Source organism: Clostridium pabulibutyricum, from assembly GCF_058242705.1.
Genome location: NZ_JBZAYZ010000008.1, coordinates 70,607 through 87,854 on the forward strand (window position 1 = coordinate 70,607; position 17,248 = coordinate 87,854).

Annotated in this window: 14 protein-coding genes, 1 pseudogene and 1 riboswitch; of the genes and pseudogenes, 1 reads left to right on the plus strand and 14 read right to left on the minus strand. The window is 34.9% G+C overall.

The annotated features are described in order from the left end of the window. Position 1: 1 nt before the first annotated feature. From AC4CVH_RS09985 to thiS, 5 genes are read right to left on the minus strand one after another with little or no spacing between them, the layout of a single operon-like run. On the minus strand, positions 2 to 1,231 hold the full coding sequence (locus AC4CVH_RS09985; protein ID WP_490787616.1) for an O-acetylhomoserine aminocarboxypropyltransferase/cysteine synthase family protein: 1,230 nt from the start codon (positions 1,229 to 1,231) through the stop codon (positions 2 to 4). Between the two features lie 43 nt (positions 1,232 to 1,274). Next, positions 1,275 to 3,593 carry a ferredoxin-like domain-containing protein gene (locus AC4CVH_RS09990; protein WP_490787617.1) on the minus strand — a complete coding sequence of 773 codons (2,319 nt, stop codon included), beginning with the start codon at positions 3,591 to 3,593 and terminating at the stop codon, positions 1,275 to 1,277. Between the two features lie 36 nt (positions 3,594 to 3,629). Further along, positions 3,630 to 4,043, minus strand: a complete 414-nt coding sequence (locus AC4CVH_RS09995; protein ID WP_490787618.1) for a M67 family metallopeptidase — start codon at positions 4,041 to 4,043, stop codon at positions 3,630 to 3,632. Positions 4,044 to 4,049: 6 nt separating this feature from the next. Further along, positions 4,050 to 4,880, minus strand: coding sequence for a HesA/MoeB/ThiF family protein (locus AC4CVH_RS10000; protein WP_490787619.1), 831 nt, complete (start codon positions 4,878 to 4,880; stop codon positions 4,050 to 4,052). Further along, the gene (gene thiS / locus AC4CVH_RS10005; protein WP_490787620.1) at positions 4,870 to 5,085 is read right to left on the minus strand and encodes a sulfur carrier protein ThiS; all 216 of its coding nucleotides are present in this window, start codon (positions 5,083 to 5,085) and stop codon (positions 4,870 to 4,872) included. The genes AC4CVH_RS10000 and thiS overlap by 11 nt, the downstream gene beginning before the upstream one ends. Positions 5,086 to 5,212: 127 nt before the next feature. Beyond that, positions 5,213 to 5,318, minus strand: a riboswitch (SAM riboswitch). 170 nt (positions 5,319 to 5,488) lie between these two features. Between thiS and AC4CVH_RS10010 the strand changes: the two genes are divergently transcribed. Then, positions 5,489 to 6,103, plus strand: coding sequence for a histidine phosphatase family protein (locus tag AC4CVH_RS10010; RefSeq protein WP_490787621.1), 615 nt, complete (start codon positions 5,489 to 5,491; stop codon positions 6,101 to 6,103). A gap of 2 nt (positions 6,104 to 6,105) precedes the next feature. Here the strand turns inward: AC4CVH_RS10010 and AC4CVH_RS10015 are convergent, their stop codons facing one another. From AC4CVH_RS10015 to glmM, 9 genes and pseudogenes are all read right to left on the minus strand, one after another. Continuing rightward, positions 6,106 to 6,645, minus strand: a complete 540-nt coding sequence (locus tag AC4CVH_RS10015; protein WP_490787622.1) for a phosphatase PAP2 family protein — start codon at positions 6,643 to 6,645, stop codon at positions 6,106 to 6,108. Between the two features lie 74 nt (positions 6,646 to 6,719). Next, positions 6,720 to 7,610, minus strand: coding sequence for a LysR family transcriptional regulator (locus tag AC4CVH_RS10020; RefSeq protein WP_490787623.1), 891 nt, complete (start codon positions 7,608 to 7,610; stop codon positions 6,720 to 6,722). 42 nt (positions 7,611 to 7,652) lie between these two features. Then, a complete protein-coding gene (locus AC4CVH_RS10025) occupies positions 7,653 to 8,357 on the minus strand; it encodes a nickel-dependent lactate racemase family protein (protein WP_490787692.1) in 705 nt (234 codons plus the stop codon). Then, positions 8,352 to 8,929: pseudogene (locus AC4CVH_RS10030) on the minus strand (lactate racemase domain-containing protein); the annotation flags it as partial. The pseudogene AC4CVH_RS10030 and the gene AC4CVH_RS10025, both read right to left, overlap by 6 nt. Before the next feature lie 50 nt (positions 8,930 to 8,979). Next, positions 8,980 to 10,611: an NAD-dependent malic enzyme gene (locus AC4CVH_RS10035; protein WP_490787624.1), complete on the minus strand. Its 1,632-nt coding sequence runs from the start codon at positions 10,609 to 10,611 to the stop codon at positions 8,980 to 8,982. 45 nt (positions 10,612 to 10,656) lie between these two features. After that, on the minus strand, positions 10,657 to 12,096 hold the full coding sequence (locus AC4CVH_RS10040) for an anion permease (protein WP_490787625.1): 1,440 nt from the start codon (positions 12,094 to 12,096) through the stop codon (positions 10,657 to 10,659). Between the two features lie 109 nt (positions 12,097 to 12,205). After that, a complete protein-coding gene (locus AC4CVH_RS10045) occupies positions 12,206 to 13,132 on the minus strand; it encodes a DMT family transporter (RefSeq protein WP_490787626.1) in 927 nt (308 codons plus the stop codon). 299 nt (positions 13,133 to 13,431) lie between these two features. Then, positions 13,432 to 15,258, minus strand: coding sequence for a glutamine--fructose-6-phosphate transaminase (isomerizing) (glmS, locus tag AC4CVH_RS10050; protein WP_490787627.1), 1,827 nt, complete (start codon positions 15,256 to 15,258; stop codon positions 13,432 to 13,434). A 587-nt stretch (positions 15,259 to 15,845) separates the two neighbouring features. Continuing rightward, the gene (glmM, locus tag AC4CVH_RS10055) at positions 15,846 to 17,198 is read right to left on the minus strand and encodes a phosphoglucosamine mutase (RefSeq protein ID WP_490787628.1); all 1,353 of its coding nucleotides are present in this window, start codon (positions 17,196 to 17,198) and stop codon (positions 15,846 to 15,848) included. Positions 17,199 to 17,248: the final 50 nt, after the last annotated feature.

Here is a 17,248-nt window from a genome sequence, read left to right on the forward strand (position 1 = left end):
TTTATATTTGTGAAAGTGCATTTTTTATATCTTCTTTTATGTCATCCGTATCTTCTATACCCACAGATAGTCTTACCAAGTCATCATACACACCCATCTGCTGTCTTTCCTTATCCGTGTTGTTTGCACATATTGTAGATGCCGGATGTATTATTATAGTTTTAGTATCACCTATATTCGTAAGATTCAATATAAGTTTTAAACTGTTTAAAAACTTATATGCCCTTTCCTTACTGCCAAGTCTAAACGTAAGTATACTCCCCGCACCCTTTTTATAATATTTCTCAGCAAGGCAATGATACTTCGAACTTTCAAGTCCAGGATAGTTTACCGCATCAACTTTATCCTGCTTCTCAAGATATCTCGCAATTTCAAGGGCATTTTTACAGTGTCTCTCCATCCTAAGTGAAAGAGTCTCAATTCCGGTTAAATTCAGAAAGGCTGTAGAAGGTGACATGGCAGGTCCTACATCTCTTCCTATCGTGTCTTTCAATTTTGCCGTAAATGCCATTTTCCCATACTGTTTTGCATAAGCTGCAAAGCCTTTATGCTTTGGACTTCTATATTTGCTACTTCCTCCGTCTATTATAATTCCACCTATTGAGTTGGACGTTCCATTTATATACTTGGAGGCAGAATGCACGACAATATCCACTCCATGCTCAAGAGGTCTTATAAGATAAGGAGTTGTTATTGTGGAATCCACTGCAAAAATTATATCATTTAGACTGCATATTCCAGCAATGCCTTCGATATCGAGTATATCAAGTTTCGGATTTCCTATGGTTTCTGCAAACACGAGCTTTGTATTTTCAGTTATCTCCTCTTGAAGTGACTCTCTTGTAATATCATCTAAAAATTTTACTTTTATGCCCAGCGAAGTAAGATTTCTTATAAGCGTATAAGTTCCTCCATACAATCCACTTGATGCAATTATTTCATCTCCTGGAGCAACTGTGTTCATTATTACAAGATAAATTGCACTCATTCCAGATGCTGCAGCTGTTGCAACAAATCCATTTTCAAGACTTGCCATTCTTCTTTCAAAGGACATTACCGTAGGATTTGACATCCTCGTATACGCATATCCCATAGCCTTTCCATTAAATATATTTTCAAGCTTTTCAGCGCTGGTATACGCATATGCATTCGTAAGGTACACCGGCGTATTTGTAGAACCGGTATAATCTATATTCAAATTTCCATGTATCAGTTTAGTATCGAATTTCATAATTTCACCTCAAATCTCAAAGGTACCCATAAAAAGATTCTATCTATTTCTTTTCTATTACAAGTAAATTGTATCCATCATAATTTTTGTCTATTGAAACTATCTTATGACCCTCTTTTTTAACACTTTCCGGAACATTGTTTATAGGATCTCCATCATCAATGTAAAATCCTTTTTTCTCGCCGGACCTTATTTTTGAAAGTTCAATTTTAACCTTGACAAAATTTATGGGACACTTTACTCCTCTGAAATCTACAACTTCAGTGTCATTTTCAGCTTCAGAATTGTTTTCAGTATTTACAGCTTTCGAAACTGTTTCATTTTCTTTTGCAAGTGTTATTTCAAGTTTTCCATCCAATGACTTATACATGTCATTTACTTTATTGAAAAGGTACTCAACTTCATCAATTTTATCTGAAATATCGTCTATATCCCCAATTTTAAAATCTATTAGAGTGTCAAATAAATCTTTAACCGATTTTTTCACATATCCTGCATTCACAAAGTTCTTTGCAAATTGTGCAAATATCTCCCTGTCCTTATTTGTATCAACCCCTCTAAGAACAAGAAGTGTTCTTGCAGATGCAAGTGCCGACGCATACAAATCCTTATTGTCTTTCGTATTTCTATATTTGTCGAGAGCTGTTTTTGCATTTGAAAGATCCAAATTAATTACATCCATAACACCAGTGCTGCATTCTCCCGGTCCACGCCCTTTAAGTGAAAATTTCTCGCAGGAACCAAAATCAAAGTATATACCCGAATCTCCCTTGAATTTATCCACATCTGTGTACTCTTTAAATAGAGTTCTTATATCCGAATTATTCTTTTCTATAAAGTCATAAAAATTTTCACATCCTGAATTAAGCTTGAGATATGCAAGTTCATGCAAAAATTCTGGAACTTTTTTAGCAGGAATATCACCATAAGCTTCTCCCATCCTCGGGTTTTCTCCAAGTTTTCCACCAAAAGATATCTGATACATTGGTATAAGGCCATCATCAGTTCTCTTTGCCCTTCCATGAAGTCCGATAACTGCTTTTTCATGCTGAGCACATGAATTAGGACATCCCGATATAAATAATCTAGGAAGTGCGCATCTAACCTCGGATGTTTCATTTTTAAATTTCTCTTTTATTGCCTGAAGAAGATTTTGTGAAAGGCAAAGTCCAAGCTGACAGGTAGACGCTCCAACACATGTTACTGAATTATCCATTGCATATATCGAGGTAAACTTTCCTATTATATCTATAAGTTTCTCAGCATCCTTCTCTTTCAAATCTCGTATAAAAAATGCCTGTGTATTTGTAATTCTAATTGAAATTTCATAATCAAGCTGTGCTATAAAATCAAGTACACTATCTAAATTCGAAACTTCCAGATTCCCGCTTTGCGGATGTACATAAACTGAATAAAATCCAGGCTGTTTCTGAGGGAAAAGTATATTTTCAAGTTCTTTCGATATTTCCACGTTTTTCACAAACCGTTCTGTTTTGTTGACTATGAACTCATCTTCCTTTACTTTTACTTCAAGTCCGCCCTCTTTCTTGAGTTTTTCCACTTCACTTTCAAACAACTCTATGAATTTTTCCTGTCCGAGCCTCATAAGTATATATCTTATTCGTGCCTTGTGTTTGTTAGTCCTGTCACCCTCTGCTTCAAATACATTTTTCATAGCCTGTATATAGTACAATATATCCTCTGCATTTATAAAATCTCTAAGTTTTATAGATACTCTTGGATTTCCTCCAAAGCCACCTGCTCCATACAGCACAAATCCCTTTTTCCCATCCACTATCTTTGCAATAAAGCCAAGGTCTGACATAGCTGCATTACCGGTATCTTCAGGGCTGTTTGAAAATGCTATTTTATATTTTCTAGGCATGTTCATTGTTGTAGGATCCTTGATAAGATAGTTTGTAGCCGCTTTCATATATGGCGTTACATCAAATACATCATCGATAGATACTCCCGAAAGTGGTGAACATTCGATATTTCTTACAGTGTTTCCACCTGTTCCCTTTGTTATTATTCCTACTTTTACAAGTGCATCCATCAAAGGATAAGCTGAATCCAGGCTTACACCGTGAAATTGTATGTCCTGTCTCGAAGTAAATTTTATTTTCCCATTTGCATATTTCTTTGCCAGGTCGCTTATACATTGAAACTGTTTTAATGTTATAACTCCTCCAGGTATTCTAGTCCTCAGCATATATGTCTCTTTTTCTCTCTGTTCATACAACCCCATGGATACTCTAAACGCCTTGAATCTGACAGGATTTATGCTTTTTTCGGCATACTGTTTGGATTTTTCTTTTATAGATTCTATGGAATCATAATTATCCTGGCTTATATCTATCATAAATATCACACTCCTTAACAAACTTATATTTTTATTTTAAGTAAATTTATATTCAAGTTTTTCAACATTTTTGTCCTTGTCAACCTTGAAAAAGTTAAAAACAGGCTCTTTCTTTTGAAGAGAAAGTATTCCATATAATATTCCCGGATCAAATGCAAGTTTTTTGTCTTCCTCTGACGGCCTTGAAGGTGAATATGGATGTGAATGATAGTTTCCAATCATAACAAATCCTTCACTTCTTATAAGCTTCACAACAGCAAACTGTTCCTTTGGATCCATTGAAAAATGTTCACTGCTGTGATCCATATTGGTTAAGGAATATACCCTGTCTATATATACGTCCCCTTTCTCGTCTTTGTGTCCTCCAATATATCCACAACACTCATTTGGGAATTCTTCTTTTGCCTGTCTTATAATTTTACTATACTCAATTTTATCAAAATAAATCATAATCAATCACCCTTTTAAATTACCATTTTTCAAATCACAAGCCGCCTGTTCATAATCTATAAGGTTCTTTATTTTAGGATTTTCACTGCATATTCCGCATTTTTTATTTTTTGATACTTTTATTTTTCTAAAATTCATTGTAAGTGCATTATAAGTCAAAAGATATCCTGCAAGATTATCACCAAGGCCGAGTAAATATTTAAGAGCCTCGGTTGCCTGAAGTGTTCCTACAACTCCGCCCATCACTCCGAGAACGCCCGCCTCCCTGCATGTCGGTACAACTCCTGCTGGTGGCGGTGACTGGAATATACACCTATAGCATGGCGTACCATTATCTGGTATATAAGTCGTAAGCTGTCCCTGAAATCTTATTATGCCTCCATGAGAAAAAGGCTTTTTTGCAAGTACACACGCATCATTTATAAGAAACTTTGAAGGAAAATTATCTGTTCCATCTATTATAAAATCATAGTCCTTATCCTTTATTATATCTAAAATATTACTCGAATCCACAAGTTCATTATAAGTTACTACATTTACATCCGGATTGAGTTCATTTATAGTTTCCATTCCTGACTGTACTTTTGGTTTTCCTACATCTTTTGTCTGATGTATTATCTGTCTTTGAAGATTTGAAAGATCCACCACATCACCGTCTACAAGCCCTATTGTACCAATTCCTGCCGCTGCAAGATACATGGCTGCTGGCGCTCCAAGTCCTCCGGTTCCTATAACTAGAACCTTTGAATTTAAAAGTTCTTCCTGTCCCTCAACTCCAACTTCAGACAATATTATGTGTCTCGAATACCTTTCTATCTGATCTTCGCTAAAATCCAAAACTTCCACCCCCCATAAAATACAAAAAGTCTATCCTATCATTTTCTTTCAAAACAACAGCGTCAAATTTATCTCTATCTAAAAATTCATCATTAAGCTGAACAGAAACCATCTCCGGCATTTCCACATTTTCTATCTTCAAGATTTCAGTAATTGTTACACCGTCTTTTATAGTTTTCTCTTCTCCGTTTACCTTTATATTCATAAATTTCCTCCTTATTATTTTACGTAAAATATACAATCAATTCTTTTTCGTTTTAACCATTTTGGTCATAACTTTTTATAAAATAAAAAACCTTCTTGAAATGAGTTACAAGAAAGTATCTTCAAGTTTCTCATCTTTCAGGTGACTTAATACCTGCTGGAATTGGCACCATGGAAAGCAAATCAGGTTGCCGGGCATCATTGGGCCAGTCCCTCCACCTCTCGTGATAAGAATTTTCATATTAAATTAATTAAATAATACCACACGCAAATTAATTTTGTCAATAAAATATTTTTCATTATCTTTTATCCATTTTAAAAATAAGTCTATAGCATCGCTGTTTGACTTAAATGTTAAAATATTTTACTATTTAATAGGTGCTAAATATTTAGGAGGTATACATATGGAGACAAAATTATTATTGATAAGACATGGACAAACTCCATGGAATAAACTTGGAAAATTTCAGGGATGCTCTGACATCGAATTATCGGATGAAGGCATAAAGCAAGCTGAACATCTCTCGGAATACTTAAATGGAAATTTTGATTGTGTATATGCAAGTCCGCTTAAACGTGCAAGGAAAACTGCAGAAATAATTGCAGCCAAAAGTGAAACCAAACCTATAATTGTTAATGACCTGCGTGAAATAAATTTTGGCCTCTGGGAAGGCCTTACCATAGATGAAATAGAAAACAGCTATGAAGAACAATTTGAAGTATGGAAAAAAAATCCCGGTGATGCTGTTTTGTATGAAGGAGAAATGCATTTAAAAAATGCTTGTGATAGAATCAAAAAGGCACTTATTGATATTGTATCCAAAAACAAATACAAAAAAATACTTGTGGTAGCCCACGGAGGTATATTAAAAGCAGCTATCTTGGCTATCTTTAATTTAGATCCGGGAATGTACCACAATATGTTTTTGACAAATACTTCTGTAACAGAGCTAGTTTTCAGCGATGATCATGCTCCCGTTTTATATACTCTAAACAATACAGCTCATCTTTCAAAATAACTCTAACTCTTCTTAATTACCTTATTCCTATTTAATCCATTGTACACTATTCTGCTGCATACTAATCCAAGAATTGCTCCTGCAATAACATCAGTAGGATAGTGTACGTATAAATATAATCTTGAGAATCCTATCAAAATAGCAATTGTAAAAAAAAGTACAGAATACTTCTTAAAATACTTCGACAAAATTCCTGCAGCCGCAAATGCTGCAGTCGTATGTCCAGAAGGAAAAGAATATGAAACTGGTTTTTCAATAATCATGTTAATTACACTGGATTCTAAGAAAGGTCTTGGCCTTTGTATTATATTCTTTAATATCTCCTGTCCCAGAATAGTTCCAAGAAGCATCGCACATAAAACCCCTATGACCGCAGTTTTGTTTTTCTTTCTAATCAAAATAAATGCTGAAATTACAATCCATATTATTCCTAGATTTCCAAGAGATGTTACAACAATCATTGCTTCATCCATAACTGAACTTCTCATATGATTTTGTATAAACTGAAGTATATTATTGTCAAATCCATTCATTGAAAACATAGCATATTCCTCCATGAAGTTCTTTAACAAATAGTTGTATTATACAAGAAATAAAACTATATTTCAAATTGGTTTTAAACTTTGTTGAACTTTTTACTTGAAGTAAGTATTGTATCAACTATATTTCTTTCTACAGAAGTTATATAATGATTTTTCTTAAATGCAATAGATATATAAAAGGTTATAGAATCATTAAGATGTATTGCTTTTATAGAATCCATATCCCTGACAGACTTGCTTACCATAAGGCTAACTCCGAGCCCTGAAGCTGTAAGTGATTTTGCCGTTTGTATTTCATCCGTATAATAAAAATCATCAGTTGAAATGTTATTTCTTTTGCAGAGTATTTTCAAGACATGATTGTGAACATAACCGTCTCCGAGTGTTATAAACTTTTGATTGGCAAGTTCCATGAAATCTATTTTATCTCTTTTTGAGAGTATACTGTCACGACTTATACATACCATAAATTCGTCAGTATCGAGGATACGATTTTTCAAGGTGTTGTCTAATTTCGGTTTTACAGATCCTATAAGTGCAATATCAACATCACATGACTTTATAAGTTTCTCCATAGCTACGGAACCAGTTTCTACAAGTTTTATATACTTTACTAGATTTCTTTTGGCGAGTTCTTTCATTATTGTCGGAAAATAATAGGCCCCTATTATCGGTGGTACTCCCAATTTTATCTTGCCGCCCTTTATTCTTCCTATCTCCATTTTAGCTTCTTTTATCTCGTAAAGAATATTATTTACTCTTTTTTGAAAAGCTTTTCCCGTATTCGTGAGATCTATTTGTTTTGGAGAATGATTCCTTATTATGAGTTTGGTTCCCAGTTCATTTTCAAGTCTTTTTAATGCCATTGTTATTGACGGCTGCGAAACATACAAAATTTCTGCAGTTTTTGTAAAACTTTTGGTAATACATAAACAATTGAAATATTCAAGGTCTCTCATATTCATAGGCTTTCTCCTTTATAATACTTAGATTACATCAACATTCAATTATTCTATCACAGGTAATATTGAACCTCCATGCGGTATCATTAACACTTTGGCTTCTTTTCCCATCTTAAAAAACGCAGCATCCAGTGCACCTTGCAAATCATGAAACGGCTTAAAATGCATACTCTGGACTACATAATTTTCCAGTTCCGACACAAGATAAATATCACAATTTTCAAGTACCATTGCGATGGCAGCCGCCTTGTGCCCTCCAAGTACAAAATTGCTTTTTATCCGTTTAACAAGATCTTCAGGTTTTTTTGAATTCAGTATCCATTGCTCAAATATCTTTGATCCAAATCCTTCCTTGCACGATGCAACAAGTATTATTATACCTCTTTTTTTAACTGCATGTTTCGCATTATCGAGAGCCTTTTGAGACTGGTAAAGATTAATGTCCTTCGGAAATCCTCCTGGGGATGTTATTACTATATCCGCTTTTTCACTTATTTTGACCTTATAAAGACTGTCAAGAAATCTGCAGCCTTCTCTGTGGGCATCAATATAATGTCCTGCTACAGCCCTTATTATCTGTTTATTTTCATCCAATACTACATTAACTATAAAATCTATTCCGGCAAACTTTGCAACTTCATCTATATCTTTTCTCACAGGATTTGTTTTTATGTTTCCTGCATATGAATTTTCATTAACCATCATGCTGTGATTTGCCTGTATGGCATCCCTAGTAGATACTCCCGGCATAAGTGCTTTTGCTCCTCCGCTGTATCCTGCAAAATAGTGGTATTCAATGTTTCCAAGACATATTCTTCTATCTGCCTCGGCAACAACACGAAATAAATCAACAGGTGTATTATGACTTGTATATCCCATGTGGACGCAATCACTGCTGTCACTGTCTATACATTTTACCTTTGAATATATATCTTCGGAAACAAGATGTTTTTTTCTTCTTCCGAATGCTTTCTATGACTCCCCACTGCAAATACAATGGTAATGTCTTCATACTCAACTCCGGCCCTCAGCAATTCCTCGATTACTAAAGGTATTACAATACTACTCGGCATTGGCCTTGTTATATCACTTGTTATTATAACTACTTTTTCACCGTGTTTCACTATATCAGAAAGTTTTTTGGAATTTATAGGATTTAGAATAGCTCTTTTAACTTCATCACTTCCAGTTAAGTTTGCTTTTATGTCATTTGCATGAAGCAGCCCTGCAAAATTCTCCTCATTTACGGAAACCTCAAGTTCCCTATCTGCAAATCCAAATTTACATTTCATAAAAACACTTCTTTCTTCATATATTAACATACTTCATTATGCCCGAAGCATAATGAAGTACATATTTACAAAGCATCAACTTATCTATAACACGGTTCCCATATTTCATCTTCCACAGCTTTCTTCGCATCAGTTATATCTGCACGATTTACTCCTTCTTTCACCGCCTGCTCAACTACAGCAGTTGCAACAAGTTTTGAAGCTTCCCTCAGCTTTGCAACAGGAGGCAGTATAGGGGCCCCCGGTTTTGAGAGATCCTGAAGAGATGCTATTCCATTAGCTGCAGCAGACAACATGCCGTCTGTAACAACCTTTGACTTCGCAACCACTATTCCAAGTCCAAGTCCCGGATACAGAAGCGCATTGTTTGCCTGGCCTATATTATATACAACCCCCTTATATTCAACAGGATCTGATGGACTTCCTGTCACAACAAGTGCACGTCCACAACTCCAATTTATAATATCCTCAGCCCTTGCTTCGCAAAGTTTAGTAGGATTTGAAATAGGCATAATTGCAGGTCTGTCATTAATTTGTGCCATGTTTTCAATTACTTCCTTCTTAAATGCACCGTGCTGTCCTGAAGTTCCTATGAGAACTGTAGGTTTTACTACCTTTACTATCTCTGCAAGATCCTTAAGAGGTTCTTTAAACTCTGACTTACTCCTTGCATACTTTTTCTGTCCCTCTGTCAAGTCCTTCATATCATCTGTTAAAAGTCCCTGTCTGTCTACAATATAAAATTGATTTTTAGCCTCTTCATAAGATAAACCGCTTTTTACTTTTTCAAGCATTATCTGATCTGATACACCAACACCTGCAGTACCGCCTCCAAATACAAGAATTCTATGATCTTTTACAGGTATTTTTGTAACTCTTGCAATGGCATTCATTGCAGACACCATCATTACCCCTGTTCCTTGAATGTCATCATTGAAGGTACATATATTAGGCCTGTATTTTTCAAGTATCTTTCTGGCATTTCCCCTGCCAAAGTCTTCCCAATGGATAAGCACTTCCGGAAACATGTCAAGGCATGCTTTTACAAACCTGTCTATAAATTCATAATACTCGTTTCCTCTAATCCTTTTATGCCTGTCTCCAGTATACGAAGGATCATTCAAAAGCTTCTCATTATCTGTTCCTGCATCTATAACAACAGGAAGGACATTTCTAGGATTAACTCCTGCTGCTACAGTATAAACCGCAAGTTTTCCAATCGATATGTCAACACCCTGGACTCCCCAGTCGCCTATTCCAAGAACTCCTTCACCATCAGTTACAACTATAAGCTTTATTTCATCAAGATCATCCATACATGATTTGATTCTTTCTTTTATATCATAAGAGTTGTCTACCGATAGAAAAACAGCGTCCTTTGGAGTATCATAATTTTTAGAATAGTTGATTACAGCATCTCCTATTGTAGGTGTATATATAATAGGTAGAAACTCAGTTACATGTTTTGATACAAGATAGTAGAAAAGAACACGATTTGTATCATATATATTCATTAGATAAAGATGTTTATCAAGGTTATCCTCAATTGTCTTGGTTCTTTCATAAATCACTTTTTCCTGCTCTTCAAGGGACATCACTTTTCCAGGTAAAAGTCCCATGAGATTATATTTTTTTCTTTCCTCCATTGAAAATGCAGTTCCTTTGTTCAAAAACGGGTTTCTTAACATTTGCTGTCCTTTAAGGGTAGCCATTTGTAAAACACTCCTTTTTAATAGTATTTTTTATTATTAAATAAATTAATATATTCCTATAACTTTATACCAAATAGGTCCTATTCCAAGCCATATTGCAATGTATATTATTCCTAGTATAAAATTCATACTCCACCATTTGTTCTGACTTACATATCCTGAACCAAACAGAAGCGGGGCAGGACCATTACTATAATGTGTAGTCGAAGCGAATAAATTACCAAAGAAACCTAGGACAAGTGCTGCAAGCATAGGTGGAACTCCTCCTGCTATGGCAACTCCCAAAAATGCTGAATACATTGCACTTACATGGGCCGTTGCACTGGCAAATATATAATGGCTGTAAAAATAGGCTATAACAAGGACAAGTAATATCACCTGCCAACTGAATCCTTTTACACTTGATGAAACAATTTTACTGAACCAAGGTATAAGTCCAAGTTTATTCAGCTCATTTGCCATCATTACAAGTACAGAAAACCACATAAGCGTGTCCCATGCTCCTTTTTCACTTTTAACGTCATTCCAGTCAAGCACACCTAAAAGCAAGAGCAGTGAAAGGCCGATAAGAGCTGTCAGCGTTGCATCTATATGAGTAATTGTTCCTGTAACCCACAATAATAATACTATAACAAATATAAACAACATATATTTTTCATTCTTTTTAAGAGAGCCCATTTCCTTAATTGCTTTTTGTGCAATTTCGCCTGCATTTGGAGTGCTTTTAACTTCAGGCGGATAAATTTTATATATAACAAGTGGAATTACTATAAGTGAGATAACTCCCGGAACCAGTGCTGCAAGAAACCATCCAAACCATGTTATATTGACTCCAAAACTTGATGCAAGTGTCTGTGCAAGTGGATTTGCGGCCATTGCAGTCATAAACATTGCAGAAGTTATAATATCTGCATGAAATTCAGAAAACATGAGAAAGCTTCCAATTTTTCTTTCGGTTCCATCCTCAGGCTTTGATCCAAACGATTCGGACAACGATTTTACTATCGGATAAATTATTCCTCCCGCTCTCGCAGTATTGCTCGGGGTGGCAGGTGCTATCGCAAGATCACAAAACAAAATTGAATAACTCAGCCCAAGAGTTTTCTTGCCAAACAACTTTACAAACTGATATGCAATTCTTGAACCAAGCCCTGTTTTTATAAAACCTCTCGAAATAAAGAATGCCATTACTATAAGCCATATACTGCTCTGGCTAAACCCAGACAATGCAATTTTCATGCTTACCGTATTTGTGAGAACACAGGCAGTAAGACCCATTATAGATACAGCACCTATTGGAAAAGGCTTTAATATACATCCAACTATGGTTGCTATAAAAATTGCAAGCATATGCCATCCTTGAATCCCCACACCTTTTGGTGCAGGCAAAACCCATATTAAAATTCCAACCGCTACAGCTATAACAAGTTTTACATAAGTTTTGCTTATAGGCGATTGTTTTTGTGTTTGAGTGTCCGTTACCATTGTAATTTCCCCCTTCTTTGTTAATCAACTATATTATATAATCAAAACATTTACATTTGAAATAATGTTTACTTATCTAGTTATAAATAATATTTATGAGTAAATATCATCAGCTGTTATTAGTATTAATATTAGATACAATTTCTTGCTTTTTGTTGCTTAAAAAATTTATATACGACCCTCCAATTATAAATAAGATCCCAATCACCATGCTTGATTCAATGCTCTCCCCGAGAATTGCTACAGAAAGTATTGATGCAAGTGCAGGCTTTATCAAAAATACAGTTGATGCTGTAACTGCAGAGGTTTCTCTGACTGCACCAAGGTAGAATACATATCCAAGTGCCTTTATAAATATTCCCATATATAATAGGATTAAAAAATTACTAAAATTTATACCGGAAAAAACAGGTCTTCCTGTAAAAATCAATATTCCAAACAATGTTATAACTCCAAAACAGAAAGCGAAAAAATTAAATACATATCCTCCATAAGAAGATATCCTTTTTTTACTCAATACTGTATATAAAGACCAGGTTACTGCTGCTAAAAGTGCAAGAAGTATTCCCAGAATATCTTTGCCACTGCTGAAACCAGACATCAGTTCCGCAGGATTAAAAATTACAATTACTCCTATCAGAGATATAATCATTGACAATATAGTTGCTTTGTTTATTTTTTCTTTCAATATGAAATAAGCAAATGGAACTGTAAAAACTGCATTGGTGCAGAATATAACTGCAGCAGTGGATGCTTTTGTATAAGTAACGGCGAACTGCAGCATTGACATTGATATTGTAGCCGACAGAATTCCACAGACTGCAAAATAAGTTATATCCTTTCCTGTTATTTTAATCTTTTTAACCTTGATATCTCTAACAGCAGCTGGGAACAGAAGTACTGCTCCAATCAAAAAAACAATAAACATTACCTGAAACGGATCCATATGTCCGTTTTTTGCAAGAAATTTACCCGATATTTCCTGTGTGCTATAAAAGAATGCAGTTAGAATTATAAACATATAGCCTTTCTTCATAAAACTCCTCCCTTAACTAAATATTATGAATATAAAAAATATTAATTTTATATTTAATTCCAGATCCCTCACCCTGCAAGAGTAAAATATCTGGAATTCATTTATATTATACAGTAAAAAGGTTTACATTTGAAATATAGTTTATTTATGTACTTATAAATACAATTTATAATGTTTACATTAGCTTATACTCATTAATTTAAAATATTTAACAGAAAAAGGCTAAACATTTTAATTTTAAAATGTCTAGCCTTTTATGATTTATTTCAAAATTACATATACTCTATCTTTACAAACTTCTATTCAACAGTAACCGACTTTGCCAAATTCTTTGGCTTATCTACATCACAGCCTCTTTTAACTGCCATATAATATCCTAGAAGCTGGAGTGGAATTACCTCGAGAACTGGAGCAAAAACATCATTTATTTCTGGAAGATAAATAATTGAATCAACTGCATCCTCCACATCCTTGCTGCCTTCCATGGCAAGTCCAAGAACCTTTGCTCCTCTTGTAGTAAGCTCCTTTATATTACTTATCATCTTTTCTTTAAGTTTGCTCTGTGTTGCTCCTGCAACAACTACAGTTCCATTTTCTATGAGAGCTATAGGTCCGTGTTTGAGTTCTCCGCCTTCATAAGCTTCCGAGTGAATATAAGATACTTCTTTAACCTTTAGTGAGCCTTCCTTTGCTACGGCAAAATCAAGTCCTCTTCCAATATAGAACATATCTCTCTGCTCATAGTTTTCATCAACGAACTTTTTAACAACATCACTTTTCTTGAGAATTTCTTCTGCTTTTTCAGGAAGTGTCAGCATTTCAGCTTTAAGTTGTTCTATTTGATCTTCCTTTAAAATTCCCTTGGCTTGTGCAAAGAAAAGGGATATTGTATACATTATAATAAGCTGTGTAACATAAGCTTTAGTTGAGGCAACTGCAATTTCAGGGCCTGCCCATGTGTAAAGCACATCATGTGCTTCCCTTGATATTGTGCTTCCAACAACATTTGTAATGGCTATTGTTCTTGCTCCCTTTGATTTTCCTTCTCTAAGTGCTGCAAGTGTGTCTGCAGTTTCACCTGACTGGCTTACAAGTATCATCAAAGTCTTGTCATCTATCATAGGGTCTCTGTATCTAAACTCCGAAGCAACGTCAACCTCTACAGGCATTCTTGCAAATCTTTCTATAAGATACTTTCCTACAAGTCCTGCATGATATGCAGTTCCGCAAGCTACAATATAAATTTTATTTATATCTTCAATCTGTTCTTTAGTCAGACTTATATCATCAAGAGTAACTGGTTTTCCAGGCATTATTCTCGAAGTCATAGTATCTTTTATAGCCTTTGGCTGCTCGCTTATCTCTTTTATCATGAAATGATCGTATCCGCCTTTTTCTGCAGCATCAGCATTCCATGTCACATGAAATATATCTCTTTTTATTTCATTTTTTTTGTCATCTAAAATTTTTACACCATTTTTGTCGAGAACTACAAATTCGTTGTCATTTAAAAGATAGATGTCTCTTGTGTGGTTCAAAATAGCAGGTATATCAGATGCTATAAAATTCTCTTTATCCCCAACCCCAACTATCAAAGGGCTGTCCTTTCTTACTGCAACAATTTTATCAGGTTCTTTTGATGAAATTGCACCTATTGCATAACTTCCCTTTAACTTTGAAGCAGTCTTGATAACTGCATCAGTAAGATCTCCATCATAAAAATAATCTATAAGATGAGGTACAACCTCAGTATCAGTATCTGAAATGAACTTGTATCCTTTCGATTTCAACATATTTCTGAGTTCAACATAATTTTCTATTATTCCGTTGTGAACTACACTTATAGTCCCATCTGCATTACTATGTGGATGTGCATTTACATCCGAAGGCTCTCCATGTGTTGCCCATCTTGTATGACCTATTCCAATACAACCTTTCAATGGCTTTTGCTTAAGCTTGTTCTCAAGATTTAAAAGCCTTCCCTTGCATTTTTCCACATTTATATTATCATTATAAAGCACTGCAACGCCTGCAGAATCATATCCTCTGTATTCAAGTTTACTAAGTCCTTCCACAAGTATTGGTGCTGCATCTTCATTACCAATAAATCCAACTATTCCGCACATATATAATCTTCCTCTCAAATTTAATATTTTAGATTTGTCCTGTAAATACAATTCATTTTCACTTCAAATAAAAATTTGCACAAGTAATAAAACCTATACTCCTTCATTAAAAAACTGTAAAGGAAATAGACTCATCAAAAATGAATTTTTTAAACAAAAAATATATTGATACAAAAAAGATAATGAAATTATCTCCACTCAATGAATATTGAGGTTTCAACACCAGACTGATGTTGTTTCGAAAATCACTTTCCGAGTTTATCAGCCGTTAACGGTAGTGCGATATACCGTGGGGCACCCGCCGAAGATTCGATTCTCCCCATCCTCGTCAACTTGAAAAAGTTAAAAAACTAAAATATTCAAGTCCTGGCGCTTTTCAATTCAATTCAATTTAAACTATCACCAACTTTCCACTATCACTATAATAACGGTTTTAAAACCTCCGTCAATACATTATATGATTTAAACGGATTTGTTGTCAACTATTCATCAATATAAAAAATCCAGCATATCATTTAGATATACTGGATTGTGGCACAACTTCAATGCTTTGGAATAATTTATTAATTTTATATTAACACGTTTCTTTAAGCATTTGCCTTTCTCTCTATAAGACTTGCAAGACTTTCAGCCATACTTTCTATTTCAGACTGAACCTTTCCTTCAAGCATTACCCTTACAAGAGGCTCTGTACCCGAAGGTCTTATAAGCACTCTGCCACAGCCGTCGAGTTTTTTCTCCATTTTCTCTATCTCGCCTTTTATCTCATCATCTTCAAGGTATATATTCTTTTTTGCATTTGCGACTTTTGCATTTACAAGAACCTGTGGAAGCTCCTTCATAAATCCTGCAAGTTCGGATAATTTTTTTCCACTTTGTTTTACTATGGATGCAATATTAAGTCCAGTTACAAGTCCGTCACCTGTAGTATTGTAATCCAGCATTATAATATGCCCCGACTGTTCTCCTCCAAGGACATATCCGCACTCTCTCATCTGCTCAAGAACATATCTGTCCCCAACCTTTGTCTTTACAGTTTTTATACCTGTTTCGTTAAGAGCAATATCAAGTCCGAGATTGCTCATTACAGTTACAACTACAGCATCCTCGTTTAGCTTGTTCTTTGATTTTAAATATTTACCTATTATTCCTATTATAAAATCTCCATTTATGAGATTTCCATTTTCATCTATTGCAAGACATCTGTCAGCATCTCCGTCAAATGCAAGACCAAAATCACACTTCTTCTTTACTACATAATCCATGAGTTCTTCTGGATGTGTCGAACCACAATTTTTGTTTATATTTATTCCATCAGGATCATTATTTATGACATAAACATCGGCTCCAAGTTCTTTAAACGCCTTGACCGACGTTTTTGAGGAAGCCCCATTTGCACAATCCAAAGCGACTTTAAGCCCTTTCAGATTTATATCTATGGTTGATTTTGCAAATTCTATATAATCAGTTATGGCTTTATGCGATTTGTCAGTTTTAACACCGATATTTTCACCTACTGGTATTTCTACTCCACAAAAATCATTTTCAATAAGTTCCTGTATTTTATCTTCCAGCTCATCTGAAAGCTTGTATCCTTGTCCATTAAAAAACTTAATTCCATTGTACTCTACAGGGTTATGTGACGCCGATATTACAACTCCCGCATCCGCACCATATTTCTTGGTCAGATAAGCTATTGCAGGCGTTGGTATTACATCTACACATACTGCTTTTGCTCCAACTGAAAGTATTCCCGAAACCAAAGCTCCCTGAAGCATGTCTCCAGATATTCTAGTATCCATTCCAACAAGTATCTTTGGACTTCTTGCACCTTCTGTAAGTACGCAGGCTCCTGCTTTTCCAAGCTTATATGCCAACTCACAGGTCAATTCCTTATTTGCAATTCCCCTTACTCCATCGGTTCCAAACATTCTATGCATTACAATACCTCTCTTATCAATTGTTAATATCACTACTTAAAAACATTCCT

What these genes read in the sequence shown, in the direction of transcription:
- glmS (WP_490787627.1), bottom strand. Translation starts at nt 15,258, where the DNA reads ATGTGCGGAATAGTTGGATTTATTGGTAATGAAGATGCAGCACCAATA.
- thiS (WP_490787620.1), bottom strand. Translation starts at nt 5,085, where the DNA reads ATGAATATAAAGGTAAACGGAGAAGAGAAAACTATAAAAGACGGTGTA.
- AC4CVH_RS10035 (WP_490787624.1), bottom strand. Translation starts at nt 10,611, where the DNA reads ATGGCTACCCTTAAAGGACAGCAAATGTTAAGAAACCCGTTTTTGAAC.
- AC4CVH_RS10015 (WP_490787622.1), bottom strand. Translation starts at nt 6,645, where the DNA reads ATGTTTTCAATGAATGGATTTGACAATAATATACTTCAGTTTATACAA.
- AC4CVH_RS10045 (WP_490787626.1), bottom strand. Translation starts at nt 13,132, where the DNA reads ATGAAGAAAGGCTATATGTTTATAATTCTAACTGCATTCTTTTATAGC.
- AC4CVH_RS10040 (WP_490787625.1), bottom strand. Translation starts at nt 12,096, where the DNA reads ATGGTAACGGACACTCAAACACAAAAACAATCGCCTATAAGCAAAACT.
- AC4CVH_RS10010 (WP_490787621.1), top strand. Translation starts at nt 5,489, where the DNA reads ATGGAGACAAAATTATTATTGATAAGACATGGACAAACTCCATGGAAT.
- AC4CVH_RS09985 (WP_490787616.1), bottom strand. Translation starts at nt 1,231, where the DNA reads ATGAAATTCGATACTAAACTGATACATGGAAATTTGAATATAGATTAT.
- AC4CVH_RS09995 (WP_490787618.1), bottom strand. Translation starts at nt 4,043, where the DNA reads ATGATTTATTTTGATAAAATTGAGTATAGTAAAATTATAAGACAGGCA.
- AC4CVH_RS10020 (WP_490787623.1), bottom strand. Translation starts at nt 7,610, where the DNA reads ATGAATATGAGAGACCTTGAATATTTCAATTGTTTATGTATTACCAAA.
- glmM (WP_490787628.1), bottom strand. Translation starts at nt 17,198, where the DNA reads ATGCATAGAATGTTTGGAACCGATGGAGTAAGGGGAATTGCAAATAAG.
- AC4CVH_RS09990 (WP_490787617.1), bottom strand. Translation starts at nt 3,593, where the DNA reads ATGATAGATATAAGCCAGGATAATTATGATTCCATAGAATCTATAAAA.
- AC4CVH_RS10025 (WP_490787692.1), bottom strand. Translation starts at nt 8,357, where the DNA reads ATGCCGGGAGTATCTACTAGGGATGCCATACAGGCAAATCACAGCATG.